15 protein-coding genes and 1 pseudogene are annotated in these 19,086 nt (G+C 67.4%); 11 read left to right on the forward strand and 5 right to left on the reverse strand.

Going from position 1 to position 19,086, the window contains the following annotated elements; all coding sequences use genetic code 11:
- The first annotated feature begins 10 nt into the window (after nt 1-10).
- Nucleotides 11-694 (forward strand): JAB domain-containing protein, encoded by a 684-nt coding sequence (locus F4036_08850; GenBank protein MYK37845.1) that lies wholly within the window; start codon nt 11-13, stop codon nt 692-694.
- 4 nt (nt 695-698) lie between these two features.
- Here the strand turns inward: F4036_08850 and F4036_08855 are convergent, their stop codons facing one another.
- From F4036_08855 to F4036_08875, 5 genes are all read right to left on the reverse strand, one after another.
- Complete coding sequence (locus F4036_08855) at nt 699-1,034, reverse strand: STAS domain-containing protein (protein ID MYK37846.1); 336 nt, start codon at nt 1,032-1,034, stop codon at nt 699-701.
- Nucleotides 1,035-1,131: 97 nt separating this feature from the next.
- Nucleotides 1,132-1,287: a 50S ribosomal protein L33 gene (gene rpmG, locus F4036_08860; GenBank protein MYK37847.1), complete on the reverse strand. Its 156-nt coding sequence runs from the start codon at nt 1,285-1,287 to the stop codon at nt 1,132-1,134.
- Nucleotides 1,288-1,310: 23 nt separating this feature from the next.
- Nucleotides 1,311-1,547, reverse strand: a complete 237-nt coding sequence (gene rpmB / locus F4036_08865; protein MYK37848.1) for a 50S ribosomal protein L28 — start codon at nt 1,545-1,547, stop codon at nt 1,311-1,313.
- Nucleotides 1,548-1,753: 206 nt separating this feature from the next.
- A complete protein-coding gene (locus F4036_08870; protein MYK37849.1) occupies nt 1,754-3,151 on the reverse strand; it encodes a sodium/proline symporter in 1,398 nt (465 codons plus the stop codon).
- Nucleotides 3,144-4,592: a sodium/proline symporter gene (locus F4036_08875; GenBank protein MYK37850.1), complete on the reverse strand. Its 1,449-nt coding sequence runs from the start codon at nt 4,590-4,592 to the stop codon at nt 3,144-3,146. The genes F4036_08870 and F4036_08875 overlap by 8 nt, the downstream gene beginning before the upstream one ends.
- Between F4036_08875 and F4036_08880 the strand changes: the two genes are divergently transcribed.
- The 10 genes and pseudogenes from F4036_08880 to F4036_08925 all read left to right on the forward strand — a co-directional run bounded on the left by F4036_08880 (nt 4,591) and on the right by F4036_08925 (nt 19,030).
- Nucleotides 4,591-8,235 carry a 5-oxoprolinase gene (locus F4036_08880; protein ID MYK37851.1) on the forward strand — a complete coding sequence of 1,215 codons (3,645 nt, stop codon included), beginning with the start codon at nt 4,591-4,593 and terminating at the stop codon, nt 8,233-8,235. The genes F4036_08875 and F4036_08880 overlap by 2 nt on opposite strands.
- On the forward strand, nt 8,228-10,582 hold the full coding sequence (locus F4036_08885; GenBank protein MYK37852.1) for an SLC13 family permease: 2,355 nt from the start codon (nt 8,228-8,230) through the stop codon (nt 10,580-10,582). The genes F4036_08880 and F4036_08885 overlap by 8 nt, the downstream gene beginning before the upstream one ends.
- Complete coding sequence (locus F4036_08890; protein ID MYK37853.1) at nt 10,582-11,802, forward strand: pyridine nucleotide-disulfide oxidoreductase; 1,221 nt, start codon at nt 10,582-10,584, stop codon at nt 11,800-11,802. The genes F4036_08885 and F4036_08890 overlap by 1 nt, the downstream gene beginning before the upstream one ends.
- Nucleotides 11,803-11,891: 89 nt before the next feature.
- Entirely contained in the window at nt 11,892-13,220 is a 1,329-nt protein-coding gene (locus F4036_08895; GenBank protein MYK37854.1) for a hypothetical protein, read from the forward strand.
- Nucleotides 13,221-13,287: 67 nt separating this feature from the next.
- The gene (locus tag F4036_08900) at nt 13,288-15,093 is read left to right on the forward strand and encodes an SLC13 family permease (protein ID MYK37855.1); all 1,806 of its coding nucleotides are present in this window, start codon (nt 13,288-13,290) and stop codon (nt 15,091-15,093) included.
- A gap of 20 nt (nt 15,094-15,113) precedes the next feature.
- Complete coding sequence (trpD, locus tag F4036_08905; protein ID MYK37856.1) at nt 15,114-16,148, forward strand: anthranilate phosphoribosyltransferase; 1,035 nt, start codon at nt 15,114-15,116, stop codon at nt 16,146-16,148.
- Nucleotides 16,145-16,972 (forward strand): indole-3-glycerol-phosphate synthase, encoded by an 828-nt coding sequence (locus F4036_08910; protein MYK37857.1) that lies wholly within the window; start codon nt 16,145-16,147, stop codon nt 16,970-16,972. Before trpD ends, F4036_08910 begins: the two co-directional genes overlap by 4 nt.
- The gene (locus F4036_08915) at nt 16,732-17,574 is read left to right on the forward strand and encodes a phosphoribosylanthranilate isomerase (GenBank protein ID MYK37858.1); all 843 of its coding nucleotides are present in this window, start codon (nt 16,732-16,734) and stop codon (nt 17,572-17,574) included. The genes F4036_08910 and F4036_08915 overlap by 241 nt, the downstream gene beginning before the upstream one ends.
- A complete protein-coding gene (trpB, locus tag F4036_08920) occupies nt 17,574-18,806 on the forward strand; it encodes a tryptophan synthase subunit beta (GenBank protein MYK37859.1) in 1,233 nt (410 codons plus the stop codon). Before F4036_08915 ends, trpB begins: the two co-directional genes overlap by 1 nt.
- A 47-nt stretch (nt 18,807-18,853) precedes the next feature.
- A pseudogene (locus tag F4036_08925) lies at nt 18,854-19,030 on the forward strand (beta-Ig-H3/fasciclin).
- Nucleotides 19,031-19,086 lie beyond the last annotated feature (56 nt).

The raw sequence follows: 19,086 nt of genomic DNA on the forward strand, positions 1-19,086 counted from the left end.
ACTGCACGGCATGGCCGGTTCAAGGATTAGCCAGTGGCCGAGTTCCACCCGACCCCGGGAACGGTTCCTGAACGAGGGAGTCGATCGCGTGTCGGACGCCGAACTGCTGTGCCTTCTTCTGGGATCGGGCGCCGCCGGCATGTCGGCGCTGGAACTTGCGCAGGAGTTGCTGGTGCGCTTCGGCGGCATGCGCGGGGTATTCGCGGCCACGCCCCGCGAACTCTCCGGAGTGCGCGGAATCGGCGCGGCCAAGGCCACCGTGATCGCGGCGGCCCGCGAGAGCTACGCCCGGTCGCTGAAGGAAAAGATCACGACAGGCCGCCGGCTGAGCAATTCGGCCGACAGCGAGCGCTTTCTGCTGGCCCGGCTGCGGGACCGCCGCTACGAGACCTTTTGCTGCATGTTTCTCGATTGCCGGAACCGGGTGCTGGCCTTTGAAGAGATCTTTCACGGCACCCTCGACAGCGCCATGGTCTATCCGCGGGAAATCGTGCGGCGCGCGATGGAACGCAATGCGGCGGCGGTCATCCTTGCCCACAACCACCCGTCCGGCGTGGCCGAACCCAGTCAGGCGGACCACCTGATTACAGAGCGCATCCGCAAGGCGCTGGAACTGATCGACGTGCGGGTGCTGGACCACTTCATCGTCGGACACGACGGATGCGCCTCGCTCGCGCGCCTGGGGGCGCTATAGAAAGTCAGTCGCGGAGCGAGTCCAGCGCCCCTTCGCGGGTCGCATGTACCGGGATGATCTTGTCGAACCCGGTCATCTCGAAAACGATCCTGACGCGCGGCGCCATGGAGCAAAGCGCGAATTTCACGCCATTCTCCTCCAATTCCCTGGCGATCATGAGGAAAGCGCTCAGTCCCGCACTGCTGACTTCAGTCACTTCATGGCAATCGACGACGACCGTGTTTTCGTCGCCCAGTACTGCCTGCATGGAACGCTTGAAGCGTACAGCGCTCGTTCCGTCGATACGGCCCGCCGCGTAGGCGATCAGCGTTCCGTCTAGAGTCTCGGTGCGAATCTGCATCGGACCAGTGGCTCCCCCCGCCCCCTACAAAAGCCAACGCTACTCGCATTCTAGCACCCGCGGCCACCCGCGGCGGGGTGCGCGATGCGCGCTGAAACTACTTGATCTTGGCTTCCTTGTAGGTAACGTGCTTGCGCGCGCGCGGGTCGTATTTCTTGACTTCCATCTTCTCCGGGTGCGTCCTGCGGTTCTTGGTAGTCGTATAGAAGTGACCGGTCCCGGCCGTGGAAACCAACCTGATTTTTTCCCGCATCGCGATAACTCCCGGTCTGCGCCTTAAACGCGCTCGCCTGCCGCGCGCAGATTCGCCAGCACCGTCTCGATGCCGTCGCGGTCGATGATCTTCATTCCCTTGCGCGAAACACGCAGCTTTACATAGCGCTTTTCGCTTTCCACCCAGAAGCGGTGCGTGTGGAGGTTGGGCAGGAAACGGCGCCGACGCTTGTTATGCGCGTGCGAAACGGTGTTCCCCGACATGGGCCGTTTCCCCGTGACCTGGCATACGCGTGACATGGTATTTCCCCGGCGAGCGCCGACTGAGGGCGGCATTGTATAGCAATCACGCGGCTGCAGTCTTTCTCCGCCCCTCTTCTTCCGGGGTGGATTCATGCAATCCACCATGAATCCATGCATGGAGCTTGGTTCCGCTGTTCGCGCCGGGGCATCGGCGCTCACTGGCTCACACACTCCCGGAAGAAGAGGGGCGGAGAAAGACTGAATCAGCGGCGAGATCCGAAGTATGCGATGGCCATGGTCAGGATCAGCGGAAGCAGGCGTTCGGCCCAGTCGCCCGGCGTGTTTTCCTGCCAGTTCAGCAGCACCGTGAACACGAAGCCGCAGCAAAGCACGGCCAGCGCATAGGCGGGCCGCACGGGGCGGCGCAGCACCGTCATCACCACCAGCGGGGCGAACGACGCGCCCAGGGCGTGCCAGGCGAACAGCACCCGGGTGAAGATCGCCTCGGGCGCGAACAGCGCAATCATCGTGGCGCCGGCCGTAATCAGGGTCACCACGACGTACGTGGACCTGAGGCCCTTGCGCTCGCGCACGCGCTCCAGCCGCCAATCGCGCGAGGCGGCGGCAGCGCCGGCCAAAAGCTGGCTGTCGGCGGTGGACATGATGGCGCTCAAGACCGCCGCGATCACCAGGCCCGACAATACCGGGGGCAAGAGCGTCGCGGCGGTCTCGAACAGAACCGTCTCCGGGTTTCCGAGGTCGGTGAACAGCACTCTTCCGGCCAGGCCCAGCGCGGTCATGCCGGAGAGGACCAGCACCACCCATGAAAGGGCGATGATCCGGCCCTGGCGAATGGCCTTGTCGTCCCGCGCCGCCATGTAGCGATTGACCACATGCGGTTGTCCGGGCTGGGCAAGACCCACGGAAAGACAGCCGATCACGAATCCCAGGGCGGCAATACCCGCGTTGGCGGGCGTCAGCCGCAGCGCCCCATCGTCGGCAAGCGCAGCCTGCACCGGCCCGTGCAGGTCCGCGAGGGCGAACAGGGCCACTGCCGGCAGGGCGACTGCCACGAAAACCATCAGCAGGCCCTGCAGCGTGTCGGTCACGCTCACGGCCAGAAACCCGCCGAGCAGAGTGTAGGCCAGGATGATGGCCGCTCCCAGCATGATGCTGGTGTTGCCGGGCAGACCCAGCGCCTGGCTGAAGGCGTCGCCGGCGGCCTGAAACTGAGCGGCGACGTAGAACACGAACGATACCAGGATGATCAGCGAGGCGACCTTGCGCGAGGCGCGCCGGACCGCGTCGTCGCCGTCGCCCAGGAGCAGCTCGGTAAGCGTGAGAGCGCCGGTCCGGCTCGCAATGACGCGCAGCCGCGGCCCGACCCAGAACCAGTTGATGATGTATCCCAGGATCACGCCGCCGCAAAGCCATACGGCAGGCAGGCCCTGCGTCAGCGCAAAGCCGCTCACGCCGAGCAGGGTCCAGGCCGACGCCGCGCTGGCCGACGAACTGATGGACGTGACCCAGGCGCCGATGCTGCGGCCGCCCAGGAAGAACTCGCTCTGGTTCTGCGAACGGCGCCAGGCCCAGAGGCCGATGCCGAGCAGGACCAGCTTGTAGCAGATCAGCGTCGTGATGACGGTCGCGTTGCTACTCATTTTTTGCGGCAATACGGCGCGAACCGGCTATCGCGATGCACATCGTGACGATGAACGGAACCAGGCGCTCCAGCCAGTCGCCCGGCGTATCCGGCTGCTGGTGCAGCACAACGGTGAAGGTAAACCCGCAGATCAGCACCGCCAGCGCATAGCCGGAACGGACCTGTCTTCCCAGCACGGCCATGTAGACCAGCGGCGCCAGCGAAGCGCCCAGCGCATGCCAGGCGAAAAGGACCCGCAGGAATATCGATTGAGGCGCGAACAGGGCCAGAAGCGTGGCCCCGATGGTTATCGCGGTGACGGCGGCATAGGTGAACTTCAGCCCGACCGCCCGGCGCGCCCGCTTGAGGTTCCAGTCGCGTGAAATGGCGGCCGCCCCGGTCAGGAGCTGGCTGTCGGCGGTGGACATGATGGCGCTCAGGACCGCCGCGATCACGATGCCGGCCAGGATCGGGGGCAGCAAGCGCTGGGTCACGACGAAGAACATGTCCTCGGGATTGCCGATGTCCGAGTAGAGCACCCGTCCCGCGAGGCCGAGTACGGTCATGCCTGTAAACACGAACGCCACCCACACCAGCGCGATGATCCGTCCGCGGCGCACCGCCTGGTAGTCGCGCGCAGCCATGAAGCGGTTCACGACATGCGGCTGACCGGGCTGGCCCAGGGCCGGGCTCAGCGAACCGATGACGAAGCCGAGCGCCGCGAGGCCGGCCTGCGGAGGCGCAATGCTGAAGGCCTCTCCGCGGACGCTGAATATGTAATCGCTGCCCCCGAGCGCGACCACGAAGAACACCGTGACCACCGGCAACAGTATCGAGACCAGCAGCATCAGCGCGCCCTGCACGCTGTCGGTGAGGCTTACCGCCAGGAAGCCGCCCAGCAGCGTGTAGGCCAGTATCACCGCCGCGCCCACGACGATGCCGGATTCGACCGATAGACCGAGGGATTCGTTGAAGGCGTTGGCGGCCGCCTGGAACTGGGCCGCCACGTAGAACATGAAGCACACCAGGATGATCACCGACGCGACCCGGCGGGCCAGGCGCGCGCAGGCATCGTCGCCGCCCAGCAGCAGTTCTGTCAGGGTCAGCGCGCCGGTTTGCCCGGCCGCCCGGTTGATGCGCGGCGCCACCCAGCACCAGTTGATCACGAACCCGCCGACGATGCCCAGCGTCAACCAGATGGCCGGCGGCCCGACGGCAAAGGCGAACCCGCTCACGCCCAGCAGAGTCCAGGCCGACGTGGTGCTGGCGCAGGCGCTGAGCGACGTCACCCAGGCGCCGATGCGCCTTCCCCCCAGCAGGAACTCGCCCTGATCCTGGTTGCGCCGATGGGCCCACAAGCCGATCGAAAGCAGGACCAGCTTGTACAGGACGAGGGTGACGATTACCGTGGCGGTGCTGTTCATCCGGGCAACTATAGCGGCGACATACAATTTCCGCATGTCCGATTGGCGGTTCTGGATTGATCGCGGCGGCACGTTCACGGACGTAGTGGCACGCACCCCCGATGGGAGGCTGAAAGTCCACAAGCTGCTGTCGGAGGATCCTTCCCGCTACACCGACGCCGCGGTGCACGCCATCGGCGTCCTGATGGCCGAGGCCGACGCCCCCGGCGCCGTCCGGGACCTGAAAATGGGCACCACGGTGGCCACCAACGCGCTACTGGAACGGCGTGGAGAGCCCACGCTTTTGTTGGTGAACCGCGGCTACGCGGACGCGTTGCTGATCGGCTACCAGAACCGGCCGGATCTCTTCGCTTTGGAGATTCAGCGCCCTCCCGCCCTGTACGCGGACGTGCTCGAGGCGGAAGGGCGCATCGACGCGGACGGGCGGGAACTGGCTCCGCTCGACGCCGGCGCGCTTCTTGAAGGGCTCAAGGCGGCCCAAGGGCGGGGGCTGAAGTCGGTGGCGGTCTGCTTCATGCATGCCTGGCGCAACCCGGAACACGAACGGCAGGCCGGCCGGCTGGCGGAGCAGGCCGGTTTCGAACAGGTGTCGCTTTCGCATGAGGTGTCGCCCCTGATCAAGCTGGTAAGCCGCGGCGACACCACCCTGGTCGATGCCTATCTCTCGCCGGTACTGCGACGCTATATCGCGGGATTGAGCGCCGGGCTGAAGAACAAGGGGATCGCGCCGCGCAACCTGGCCTTCATGCAAAGCAACGGCGGGCTGGTCGAAGCGGGCCGGTTCCGGGGCAAGGACGCGATCCTGTCCGGGCCGGCGGCCGGCGTGGTGGGCGCCGTGCGAACCGCGCGGCCGGCGGGCCATGAAAAGCTGATCTGCTTCGACATGGGCGGAACCTCCACCGACGTCGCGCTGTACGCCGGCGGCTACGAGTACGTGACCCACAACGAAATCGCGGGCGTGCGCTTGCGCGCGCCGATGCTCAAGGTCCACACCGTGGCCGCGGGTGGCGGTTCCGTCCTGCGCTATAAGTCCGGCAGGTTCCTTTCCGGTCCCCTGTCCGCGGGCGCCAATCCCGGGCCGGCCTGCTATCGCAACGGCGGTCCGCTGACCGTGACCGATGCGAACCTGGTGCTGGGGCGCATTCAGCCGCGCATGTTTCCCAGTGTGTTCGGCAAGGATGGAAGGCAGCCGCTGGATGAGGAGGCGTCGCGGGAGGGATTCGCGAAGCTGGCCGGGGAGGTGTTCGAAGACAGCGGCAGGCGGATGAGCGTCGAAGAAGCAGCCGAAGGCTTCCTCCGGGTCACCATCAACCAGATGGCCTCCGCGATCGAGAAGATATCCGTGCAGAGGGGCGAGAACCCGGCCGAGTTCGCGCTGTGTTCTTTCGGCGGGGCGGGCGGGCAGCACGCCTGCGCCATCGCCGAGGAACTGGGCATGGACACCGTGCTGCTTCACCCCCTGGCGGGTGTGCTGTCGGCCCTGGGTCTGGGACTGGCGCCATTGCGCGCGTACCGGCAGGAGGCGCTGGAAGCGTCACTGGATGCGGAAACGGTCGAGCTGATGAAGGCCGCGTTTACCCGGCTTGCAGACGAGTGCCGGCGGGAACTGGTGGAAGCGGACATTGAGCCGGGGAACCTGTCGTTCGAATACGTGGTCGAAATCCGCGTGAGGGATTCGGACAACACGCTTCCCATTTCCGTTGAGCCCGACACGTTCTCCTCACCGATCGGACTTGAGGATCTGCGACGGCGGTTTTCCGAAGCGCACCGGGCCCGCTTCGGAATCGAGCCGCCCGGGGCGGCGCTGGTCGTCGAAGCGATTCGCGTGCAGGCCAGCGGCGATACCGGCGAGGAATACCGGTGGGAGCCCGGCAACGATCCCGATCCGACTCAACAGCCAAGGCCCGCATTTACGGCGAATACAGTGTTCGGGGGCTCCGGGCATGACACACCCGCGTACCGGCGGCGGGACCTGGGTCCCGGACATTCCATCACGGGCCCGGCCATCATTTCCGAGGACCACGCCACCACGGTCGTTCCGCCTGGCTGGCGGGCATCGGCGCGGCCCGGGGGTCACCTGGTCCTTGCCCGCCTCGCGCGCCGGGACCGGATCGAGACCACCGGCGACGTTCCCGATCCGGTGCTGCTGGAAGTGTTCAACAACCGCTTCATGCACATTGCCGAACAGATGGGGGCAGTGCTGGAAAACACCGCGCACTCGGTCAACATCAAGGAACGGCTGGACTTTTCCTGCGCGCTGTTCGATTCGAACGCCGAACTGGTGGCCAACGCGCCCCACATGCCGGTGCATCTCGGCTCGATGGACGCCAGCGTCAAGGCGGTCCTGAAGGCCCGCAGGTCCGGACCGCGGCCCGGCGAAGCCTACCTGGTCAACGCGCCCTATAACGGCGGCACGCACCTGCCCGATCTCACGGTGGTTTCGCCGGTGTTCCTCCAGGACGCGGAGGCGCCGGACTTTTTCGTGGCGTCCCGGGCGCATCACGCCGACATCGGCGGGATCACGCCCGGCTCCATGCCTCCCGACAGCCGGCACATCGATGAAGAGGGCGTGCTGTTCGACAACTTCCTGCTGGTGTCGGGCGGGCGCCTGGAGGAAGCGCGCCTCAATGCGGCGCTCACGGGCGGTCCCTGGCCGGCGCGCAACCCCGCCCGCAACCTGGCCGACATCAAGGCGCAGCTCGCGGCCAACTCCAAGGGCGCGCGGGAACTGAAGGCGCTGGTTGCGCATTACGGCGCATCGACGGTGCGCGCCTACATGACGCATGTTCGCGATAACGCCGAGGAGTCGGTGCGGCGCGTGATCGACCGGCTGGAGGACGGGCGGTTTGCATGCACGATGGATGGCGATGAACGGATCGTCGTGGATATCCGCATCGACCGGCGCCGGCGGGAAGCCGTCATCGACTTCAGCGGGTCCAGCGAACAATCCGAGGGCAACTTCAATGCGCCCTCGCCGATCTGCCGGGCCTGCGTGCTCTACGTGTTCCGCTCGCTGGTGGGCGCGGACATTCCGATGAACTCCGGGTGCATGAAGCCGCTACGCATTATCCTTCCCGAAGGCACGCTGCTGAATCCCCGCTGGCCGGCCGCGGTGGTTGCCGGCAACGTGGAGACCTCGCAGTGCGTGGTGGACACACTGTACGGCGCGCTGGGGGTGATGGCGGCGGCCCAGGGAACGATGAACAACGTCACTTTCGGAAACGACCGGTACCAGTACTACGAGACCGTGTGCGGAGGCAGCGGGGCGGGGCCGGAATTCGACGGGGCCTCGGCCGTGCATACGCACATGACCAATTCGCGCCTTACCGACCCCGAGGTGCTGGAGTTGCGGTTCCCGGTGCTGCTGCGCGAATTCGGCCTCCGCGACGGCAGCGGCGGGAGAGGGCGCCGCAGCGGCGGAAACGGCGCACTGCGCCGAATCGAATTCCGCGAGCCGATGGAGCTGGCCATCCTGTCGAATCGGCGCCGGACCACACCGTTCGGACTGGCCGGCGGCGGCGACGGCGCCCCCGGCCGTGGCCGGGTGCTGCGCTCCGACGGCTCCGTCACCGAGCTGACCGCGCGCGACAGGACCCATGTGGAGCCGGGAGACCTGTTCATGATCGAAACGCCGGGAGGCGGCGGTTACGGCGCCCCGGAGAATACGCCCGATGTTTGACATCGCACTGGTCACCACGATCCTCGTGATCGCGCTGGTGCTGTTCGTCACCGAGGCCCTGCGCATGGACATCGTGGCGCTGCTCGTGGTGGGCGCGCTCACCGTCACCGGCCTGGTCACGCCGGCGGAAGCCGTGGCCGGATTCAGCAACGAGGCCGTCATCACGCTGTGGGCCATGTTCATCATCAGCGAGGGATTGTTGCGCACCGGGGTAGGCGATCTGATCGGGCGCTACTTGATGCGCCTGGCCGGCCGCAATGAATCGGCGCTGGTGGCGGTAATCATGCTCGCGTCCGGCGGGCTTTCGGCTTTCATGAACAACATCGGCGTGGCGGTGCTGATGCTGCCGGTCGTCATGGGGCTGGCGCGGCGCGCCCGCGTGCCGCCCTCGCGGATGCTGATGCCGCTGGCATTCGGGTGCCTGCTCGGCGGCCTCACCACCCAGATCGGAACCCCGCCGAACCTCCTGGTCAGCGCGGCGCTCGCGGAACAGGGCGACTTCCGGTTCCAACTGTTCGACTTCCTGCCGGTGGGCGGGGCCGCCCTGGTCGGGGGCGTGCTGTTCTTCGTGCTCTTCGGCCGCCGGCTGCTGCCGACCCGCGAGGCGGGCGAGTTCACCCGGACGCGCAGCCAGCGCAACCTGAGATCGCTCTACGGACTGCGGGAATTCATGTTCACGGTTTCCCTGAGCGGCGATTCCAGGCTCGCCGAACGCACGCTGGCGGAGAGCCGTATAGCGGCGCTGGGACTGATCGTCATCGCCATTGAACGGGGCCGGCGCATCCTCCGGCTGCCCGCGCGCCAGACGGCGCTCAAGGCGGGCGACCGGCTTCTGGTGCAGGGCAAGCGCGAGTACATCGAAGAATTGCGCGCATGGCAGAGCGTCATCGGCAGGGGCGAGACGGTGCCCGCCAACCTGCCCCTGACCGAAAACCTCCGGATGGTGCAGGCGCGCGTCGCCGAGGGCTCGCCCCTCATCCAGAACCCCGTAAACCGGCAGGACCTGCAACTGAAGACACGCGGACTGGCCATCGCGCTTCGGCGCGGGAACGACGTGCGCCGCTCGGGACTGAGCCGGCAGCCGCTGCGCGCCGGCGACTTTGTCCTTCTTCAGGGTCGGGTGGACACGGCGGACCTGGCCCGGAGAACGGAGGAGTTCGACGAGGTGACCGAGCTCGACCAGGAGACGCTGGAGCGGCTTTACCGGCCCAATGAACGGCTGATCAGCGTTCGCGTTCCGGCGGGCTCACCGCTGGTCGGCCTTGCCTACGGCGAATCCCGCCTGGCGGAGGCGCTGGAGTTCCGGCTGCTGGCCATCAACCGCGAGGATGAAGTCAATTTCATTCCGGATCCGGATGAAGTGCTGCGCGAGGACGACCGACTGCTTCTTCAGACTCGCAACGAAGACCTGGAAACGCTGCGCGCGGTCCAGGAGCTCGAGATCGAAGAGGAAATGACGCCGGCCCTGAACCTCTACGCCACCGACCGGCTGGCCACCGAGGAAGTCACGCTGGCGCCGCTGTCGCGCCTTGGCGGGCGCACTGCGGGGGAAATGGGATTCAACGAGAAGTATGGCCTGGAACTGGTGGCGATCCGGCGCGCCGGGCAGACCCTGCACACCGACCTGCAGACGGAACGGCTGAACTTCGGCGATGCGCTGCTGCTGGTGGGGCCGCGCAACAATCTCCGCCGGCTGGCCAGGGACCCCTCGTTCATCGAGGTTACCCCCTTCGTGCCCCGGCGCCCCAGAAAGCGCTATGCCGGACTGATCATGATCGGCGTGATCGGCGCCGTGCTGACCGGCTGGCTGCCGATTTCTATCGCCGCCCTGATCGGCGCAACCCTCATGGTGCTGATCCGCTGCCTGAGCATGGAGGACGCCTACCGGGCGATCGACTGGCGCGCGGTTTTCCTCATCGCGGGCATGCTGCCTCTGGGCACGGCGCTGGCCAACACCGGCGCCGCCCGGCTGCTGGCCGGCACCGCGGTCGATCTGCTGGGGACGCTGGGACCGTGGTACGTGATAGGCGGGCTTTACCTGGTTACGGCGCTGGCCACGATGATCGTCCCCACCGCCGCGCTGGTGGTGTTGATGTCGCCCGTGGTGCTGTCGGCCAGCGCTTCGCTGGGGATCGCGCCCACGACCGCGATGATGGCCATGGCCATGGCGGCGTCGGCCAGCTTCACCAGCCCGATTTCGCATCCGGCCAATATCCTCATCATGGGTCCCGGCAACTACCGGTTCAAGGACTACATCCGGGCCGGCATTCCGCTTACGCTGCTCGTGTTCGTCATCGTGATGCTGCTGCTGCCGATCTTCTGGCCGCTGCAGCCGGCGGTTTCGTAGTGTCGGGCGAATCGGTGCTGATCGTCGGCGGCGGCCAGGCCGCGGCCCAACTGGTCGTCTCGCTTCGGCTCGGCGGGCACGGCGGGCCGATAACGCTGGTCAGCGACGAGAACGCGCCTCCCTATCAGCGCCCGCCGCTTTCCAAGCAATACCTGGCCGGCGAACTCGAGCGCGAGCGGCTGCTCCTTCGCCGGGCGGAGTACTACGAGTCCAGGGACGTGGAGCTGCGCCTGGGCCGTCGGGTGCTGACCGTGGACCGCGGCCACAGGCGCGCGTTGCTGGACGATGGCGATGAGCTCGGCTACGACCGCCTGGTGCTGGCCACGGGTAGCGTTTTGCGCAAGCTCGCTGCTCCAGGCTCGGACCTGCCCGGCATCCACTATCTGAGGTCGCTGGACGACGCCGACGCGCTGCACGAAGAGCTCGCTCCGGGCCGGCGGATCGTCATTGTGGGCGGGGGGTACATCGGGCTGGAGGTAGCGGCCACGGCGGTAAAGGCGGGCGCCGAAGTCACCGTCCTGGAGGCCGAGGAGCGGGTGATGAGCCGAGTGGCCAGCGTCTCCGTTGCCGATTGGCTCACCGACCTGCACCGGCAATCCGGGGTGCGCGTTCGGGTCGGGGAGCAGGTCCGGGGCTTCGCGGGGCAGGGCCGCGTCGAGGCGGTCGAAACGGCCAATGGCGCGCATGCCGCCGATGCCGTGGTGGTGGGCATCGGCGTGCTCCCGTCGGTGGACCTTGCACGCGAGTGCGGTCTTGGCGAAGACGACGGCATCCTGGTTGACGAGCACTGCCGGACCGAAGACGAATCGGTGCTGGCCACAGGCGACTGCGCGCGCGCGATCAATACTGCCCTGGGGTTCGCCGTGCGCCTCGAATCGGTGCAAAACGCGGTGGACCACGGCCAGGTGGCCGCCTCGGTAATCCTGGGCGATCCGAAACCCTATTCCGGCATACCCTGGTTCTGGTCGGACCAGTTTCACGTGAAGCTGCAGATTGCGGGACTCGCCCGGCCCGGCGACGAGACCGTCCTGCGCGGAGATCCGGCGTCCGGCAGTTTCGCGGCGTTCCGCCTGCGCGACGGCAGTCTGACCGCGGTGGAGGCCGTTTCCAGTCCGCGGGAATTCATGGCGGGGAAGAAACTGATCGCCGCGGGCGCCGCCCCCGATGCCGGTTTGTTGACCGACGAATCCGTTGCCCTCAAGGACCTGATCCAAGCGTGATGCAACACTAGACCCGCCGCACCCATAACGGGGCGAACGCAGCCGATTTCCCGATTGCGGGACGGGCAGTCACCCGGCACATTCGAGGAATGATTCCGCGGGCGATCGGCAATGGCGGGCGACTGGAGCATGCGCGCGCTCTGGCGGCGATAGCCGTACGCGACGAAGCGGAGCCGCAGCGCTGGCGCGGCTACTTCGAGCGGCTGCTCAGCGGCGAAACCATCGGCCCGCTGCCGTTCGATGCCGGGGGTGCGCTTACCACAAGCCATTCCGTCTCCGGACAATATGCCTTTCGTTTTCTGGTCGGTCCGGACGAATCGCCCGGTTCCGGCGGCCCCGCGTTGCGGACATTTCGCGACTGCCTGGAGCAACCCGGAGAACGGGACGTCGCGATCGGGGTCGACCTGTCCGGGATTGTCCCGGATCAATTCGGCGCCTGGCTCGACGCACTGATCCGCGAGATCCGGAGGCAGGCCGAAGTCCGGGCCGCGGTTCCTCCTGTGGTTTTTTCGCTGCGCGCCGAACATCCGGCGCGCCCCACCCTGCTGAAGGCCTTACGGGATTCGGGCGGGGCAGGCACGCGCGCGGCCTTGCGAGTGGACGGCAAAACCTTCCGCGAGGCAGCGCTGTGGGAAGAACTGGTTCGCGCCAGTCACGCCGATCCGCGAATCGAACTGGTCCTTTCTGGCCGGAAGCAGCCGCTGACGGACCTGATGGGAAGCGAGAAGCCGGACACGATCATGCCGCTGAGCCTGTTCGAGGCACCCGCCGATACCGCCTGGCTGGGCATGCAGTTCGACTTGAGCGCGATCCCTGCGGAGCAGATCGAGCGTGGCACGGGACACCTGAAAAAGCTGGTTCGGGTTGGAGTGCGGCTGGCCGACAACCTGATCGATGCCGTGACATGGCCTTCGGAGCAACTGCGCCGCGACGCCCTGGCCAATCGCCGGCTTGCCGCGCACGTCACCGGGATCGGAGACCTGGTGTTGCGTCACGGGCTGGACCCGGCGTCTTTCTCCACACTGCGGCTGCTGCAACGCTGGCTGACGCTGTTCAAGCGCCAGTTGCTGCGCGAATCCCTGCGCCTGGCCGAGGAGCGCGGACCGTACCCGGCGCTCAACGCGGATCAACTGGTGCGCACGCTTGCCCCGCGTTACGGGGATGTCCGCGCGCGCCGGATCATCTCCCGGCGGAGCCCGCGTCACCGCCAGCTCCTGGCGCTGTCGCCGTACTGCGTACTGCCGCGCCGGGCAAACGCCATTCCGGCCCGCAAGTGGCTGAATCTGCTGCCGCTCGTCCGTGTTGCCGACAATCTCACGATGCACGGCAGCCAGGTCCGCTCGCTTCTCGATCGGGCCGATTACGAGCGCCTGCTCCGCTCGACCTGGGCCTTGCTGCGCGCCGGTCAGGGCCCCTGAAGCCAACACCGCAGGCGAAACCGGGGCTGCTACCATAGCGCCCTCCATTCTGCTGGAGGGTCAGGCCTTGCCGGAGTTCCCGGGCGCACACGCGCTGATGGTGATGCTGCTCACCGTGTTCGCGCTGTACCTGTTTACCCGTGACCGGATTCCTCTGGAAACCGCCGGCATGGGCGTGTTGCTGTTGCTGCTGCTGGCGTTCCAGTTCTGGCCGCTGGAACAGGACGGCGAACAGGTCATCCGTCCGACGGACTTCTTGCTCAACCTGGGCCATGAAGCGCTCGTTACGATTACGGCGCTGCTGGTGGCAGGCAAGGGTCTCGAGACCACCGGCGCGCTGCGTCCGGTGGCCTTGTTCTTCACCCGGCTCTGGACCCGCCAGCCGCTGCTCGCCGCGCTGCTGACGCTGGTCGGGTCGGCCGTTTTCAGCGCTTTCGTCAACAACACGCCCGTGGTGGTGATGTTGCTTCCCGTGCTTACGGCGGCCGCGCTGCACGCCAAACAGGCTCCGTCCGCGATTCTGCTGCCGATGGGGTTCGCCACGCTGATCGGCGGCATGTCCACGGTGATCGGCACGTCCACCAATCTGCTGGTCGTGAAGCTGGCCGAGCAGGACCTGGGTCTTCCCACTTTCGGAATGTTCTCCTTCAGCCTGCCGGTGCTGCTGGTGGGAAGCGTTGCCATGGTGTTCCTGTGGCTCGTTGCGCCCCGCCTGGTGCCGGAGCGCACGCTGCCGCTGGCCAAGGCCAATCTTCTCTTTACCTCCACGCTGATCATCGAACCCGGCGGATTCGCGGACGGCAAGACGGTCGCGGAGATTCGGGCCCGCACCAACAACGAAATGCTGATTACCCGGATCGTGCGCGGCAACAACGTGTTCCTGCACGGGCTTGACGCGCTGCAGATCAGGGCGGGCGACCGCCTGTTCGTACGGGACACGATGGAGCGCTTGAGCGAATACGAAGAGACGCTCGGCGCCTCTCTGCCGCATGGCGAAGACCGGTTCCGCGACGAACCCCAGCAGATCGCGGAACTCGTGGTGACGCGCGGGTCGCCGCTGGACAAGCGCAGCGTGCGCGCGGCGCACCTTGACGAGATCTACGGGCTGGTGCCGCTGGCCATCCATCGCGCCGGCGCCCGCGAGGCGCCCACGCACGACCTGCTGAACGCGCGGCTGAGCACGGGAGACGTGTTGCTGGTGCAGGCATCCCGGGCCGAAATTCGCCGCCTCGCCACGGAGTCCGCAATGCTGGTGCTGGGCCGGGTCGTGGAGCTGCCCCGCGCCGGCAGGGCCAAGGCCGCCGTGGGGATCATGGCCGCCATCATCGTTCCGGCGGCGCTGGGCTGGGTACCGATCGTGCTCACCGCCGTCACCGGAGCCGGTCTGATGATCGCGGCCAAGTGCCTGAGCTGGAGAAACGTGCGCGACGCCTTCAATGTGCCTCTGACCATCATCATCGTGGCCAGCCTGAGCCTCGGCCAGGCCCTGATCAAGACCGGCGCGGCCGACTGGCTGGCGCAGGTGTTCGTGGTGCTTTCGGGCGACCTGCCGATTCCGCTGATACTCAGCGGCCTGATGCTTCTGATGGCGATACTGACCAACATCGTGTCCAACAACGCCGCGGCCATCATCGGGACGCCGATCGCGTACTCATTCGCCACCGGCCTCGGCGCACCGGTGGAGCCCTTCATCCTGGCGGTGATATTCGGCGCCAACATGAGCTTCCTCACGCCGATCGGTTACCAGACCAACCTGTTGATCATGAGCGCGGGAGGCTACCGGCGCCTGGACTTCCTGCGCATCGGCGTGCCGCTCACGCTGATCATGTGGCTGGGCTTCTCGCTGCTGCTGCCCATGATGTACACGCTCTAGGCGCCTCCTCGAAGTACGCAGTGAACGACCAGACCGAAACGCTCCGTTCCATGCTGGAACGGCTGATGGCCGGCCAGGACCTTTCCGAGGGCCAGGCCGGGACCGCAATGCGCGAACTTGCCGGAGGCGAAGCCGAACCGGCGCTGGCCGGCGCGCTGCTCGCGACGCTGCGCCTGAAAGGGGAGAGCGCCGCGGAGTTGCGCGGTTTCGCGCGGGCGATGCGCGAGCTTGCGATCCGCCCGGAGCTGCCGGAGGGCGGGCCCGTTGCCGATGTGGTGGGCACGGGCGGAGACGGTTCCGGCAGCATCAATCTCTCCACCGGCGCCGGTCTGCTGGCGGCCTCCTGCGGGGTGCGCATCGCAAAGCACGGCAACCGGGCGGTGTCCAGCAAGACCGGCAGCGCCGACGTGCTGCAGGCGTTGGGCGTGGCCTGGCCGAGTACGGCCGAAGAGGTTACGCGGTCGCTCGAAGCCCACGGCTTCGCGTTCATGTTCGCGCCCTATTTCCACCCGGCGATGAAGTCGATCGCGCCGATCCGTGCGGCTCTGGGCGTGCGCACGGTATTCAACCTGCTCGGTCCCCTGGCCAATCCGGCGCGGCCTCCCTTCATGCTGGTCGGCGTTTTCAGCCCCGAGGCGGCAGCCCTTATGGCGGATACGCTGAGCGGCCTCGACATCGACCGCTGCTTCGTGGTCCACGGCGAACCCGGATGGGACGAGCCGACCCCGGCAGGCAAATTCCTGCTGATCGACGTGCGGCCCGGCGAGGTGCGCGGGCGCACCGTGGATCCCGCCGACTTCGGCATACCCCGCTGCAAGCCATCCGACCTGGCGGGCGGCGAGCGCGATTACAACGCCGCCACACTTGAGGGCGCCCTGCGCGGCGACGGGGCCGAGGCGCTGAACGACGCCCTGGTCCTGCAGGCCGGCCTGGTGCTGGAACTCGTTGGTGCGGCCGGCAGCCTGCCCGAAGGCCTGAGCGCGGCGCGTGAAGCACTGCAGTCGGGCGCGGCGGCAAGACTGCTGGAGGGCATGCGGGGCGACGCGGCGCCATGAGCGGTGGATTTCTCGAGCGCATGGCGGATTCCAGCCGCCGGCGCTCCGCCAAAGCGAAGGAGCGCATGACCGAGGACGAGCTGCGCCGCCGCATCGAACGGCTGCCGCCTCCGCCGGCAATTAGCTTCTCCCCCCACGGTTTTGACCTGATCGCCGAGATCAAGCCGAGCTCGCCCAGCGAGGGGCGGTTGGCGGGCGCCGATTTTTCGCCGGCCGCGCTGGCCCGTCAGTATGCCGCCGCGGGCGCGGCGGCCTTGTCGGTGCTGACGGAACCCAGCCGCTTTGGCGGGTCACTTGAATTATTGGCGGACATCGCTGAAGCAGCCGGGGACACACCCGTCATGCGCAAGGATTTTCTGGTCGATCCCTACCAGGTGCTGGAGGCGAGATTGCATGGCGCGTCGGGCGTGCTGCTGATTGTCGGCATGACCGATGACGCCAACACCGAAGCGATGCTCGAGACCGCCCTGGCCTGCGGCATGTTTTCGCTGCTGGAGAGTTTCGGGAACGCGGAGCTTGAACGCGCGCGGGAATTGGCTGGTCGCCTTGATGCGCCGCGGGACAAGGTGCTGCTGGGACTGAATTGCCGCGACCTGCGGACGCTGAAGGTGGACCCGGCGCGGTTCGGGTGCGTGGACCCCCGGAACGCAGGCGGCTACCGGATGATTGCCGAGAGCGGAATCGAGGATGCGGGGCAGGCGGGCGAGCTGGCCGGCGGCGGCTGGGACGGCCTGCTGATCGGGACGGCCCTGATGCGCGCGAAAGACCCACGGAAGCTGGCCGCCGGCATGCTGGCCGAGGGCCGCCGGAGAAGGCAGCCGTGAGCCTGTTCGTGAAAATCTGCGGGGCTACCCGTCCCGACGCGGTGGAGGCGGCCGTAGAGGCGGGCGCCGATGCGATCGGCTTCAACTTCCACCCGCCCTCACCGCGATTCCTTTCCCCGCGGCGGGCGACGGCGCTGGCCGGACCGGTTCCTGCGCATGTGCAGCGCGTTGCGGTTATGCTGCGCCCGCAACAATCGGAGTGGGACGAGGTGTTCGAGGGTTTCAGACCGGATTGCCTGCAGGCGGATGCCGACTGCCTGGCGACACTGCGCCTGCCCGACGAAGTCGGGAGGCTGCCTGTGTACAGGGACCATGAGCAATTCGATACCGACAGTTTTTCGATTGAAATCCCCTGCCTTTTCGAGAGCGCCGTCAGCGGCCAGGGACAACCGCCGAGCTGGGAGCGGGCGGCGCTCCTGGCCCACCGCGCCAGCATTATGCTGGCCGGCGGCCTTGATCCCGAGAACGTCGGCGAGGCGGTTCGCCGCGTGCGTCCATGGGGCGTTGACGTGAGCTCCGGCGTGGAATCGAGCTCGGGCGTGAAGGACCCCCGGCGGGTTCGCGCCTTCATTCACGCTGCCCGAAAAGCGGATCTGGCCTGATGAAGATCGAGACATCGGAAGGCCCCGTCCTGCTCGCCGCCCTGCTCAGCGGCGAATTGCCTGACGCCGAAGGCCGCTTCGGTCCGTTCGGCGGCCGCTTCGCGCCGGAAACGCTGATGCCCGCGCTCTCCCGGCTGGAAAAGGCGGCCCGAGAGTTCTTCGCCGACGCCAGCGCTTGCGAAGCCCTGGACGGAGAGCGGCGGCAGTGGATCGGGCGACCCACACCGCTGACCCGGGCCCGCGGCCTCGAAGAGGCCTGGGGCGCGCAGGTCTGGCTCAAGCGCGAGGACCTCGCCCACACCGGCGCGCACAAGATCAACAACGCCCTGGGCCAGGCGCACCTGGCGCTCAAGCTGGGTGCGCGGCGCGTGGTGGCGGAAACCGGCGCGGGGCAGCATGGCGTGGCGGCGGCGGCCGCCTGCGCTCGGGTGGGGCTGCCCTGCAGCGTCTACATGGGCGTGCTCGATATGGAGCGGCAGGCACCCAACGTCCAGCGCATGCACCAGCTCGGCGCGGAGGTCGTGGCCGTGGACAAGGGGGACCGGACTCTGCGGGCCGCGACCGACGAGGCCTTTCGCACCTGGGTGGCCGATCCCGAGGGCGTTTACTACCTGCTGGGTTCGGCAGTGGGTCCGCATCCCTATCCCTGGCTGGTGCGCGAGTTGCAGAGAATCATCGGCGACGAGGCGCGCTCGCAGTTCGCCGAACAGGCCGGGGGGCTGCCCGACGCGATATTCGCCTGCGTCGGCGGCGGTTCCAACGCGATCGGCCTTTTCCACGCCTTCCTCGGCGACGAAGAGGTTCGCATCTACGGCGTGGAAGCGGGCGGAAAGAGCCTGGATCCCGGAGAAAACGCCGCTTCGCTGTCGGCCGGGCGACCCGGCGTCCTGCACGGCAGCTATTCCATGCTGCTCTACGACGACGACGGCCAGGTACTGGAAACCTCGTCGATTTCCGCCGGCCTGGACTATCCGGGCGTCGGCCCGGAGCATTCCTTGTTACAGGCGCTCGGCCGGGTCCGTTACGTGACGGCGGACGACTCCGAGGCGCTGGAGAGCCTGGCCGAGTGCTGCAGGCTGGAAGGCATACTACCGGCGCTGGAGCCGGCCCACGCCTTCTTCGCCGCACGTCGCTGGGCGGCGGAAAATCCCGGCAAACGCATGCTGATCGGTCTTTCCGGCCGCGGCGACAAGGACATGCCCACGCTCACCGCGGCGGCGCCGGTCAGTTGAGGACGCGATAACCCCGACCGCGCAGGCACTCGCGCAGCACCTGGCGATGCTCGCCGACGGCGGAAACGCCGGCCACGGTTCCACCGTACACGGCGCCGACACCGGCAGCCTGCCCGATGCCCGTCTTGTTGCCGCCGGAAACCGCGCCGCCGACAGCGCCAACGGCGGCGCCGCCGACCGCACCGGTAGCTACGTGCTTGCCGACCGGCACCTCATCCGCGTAGCGTTGGCAATCGGCAAGATCGGCCTCATACCGATTACGGTCAACGCCCTGCAGATC

The organism is Gammaproteobacteria bacterium (genome assembly GCA_009845905.1).
In the GTDB taxonomy this organism is placed as follows: domain Bacteria; phylum Pseudomonadota; class Gammaproteobacteria; order Steroidobacterales; family Foliamicaceae; genus Foliamicus.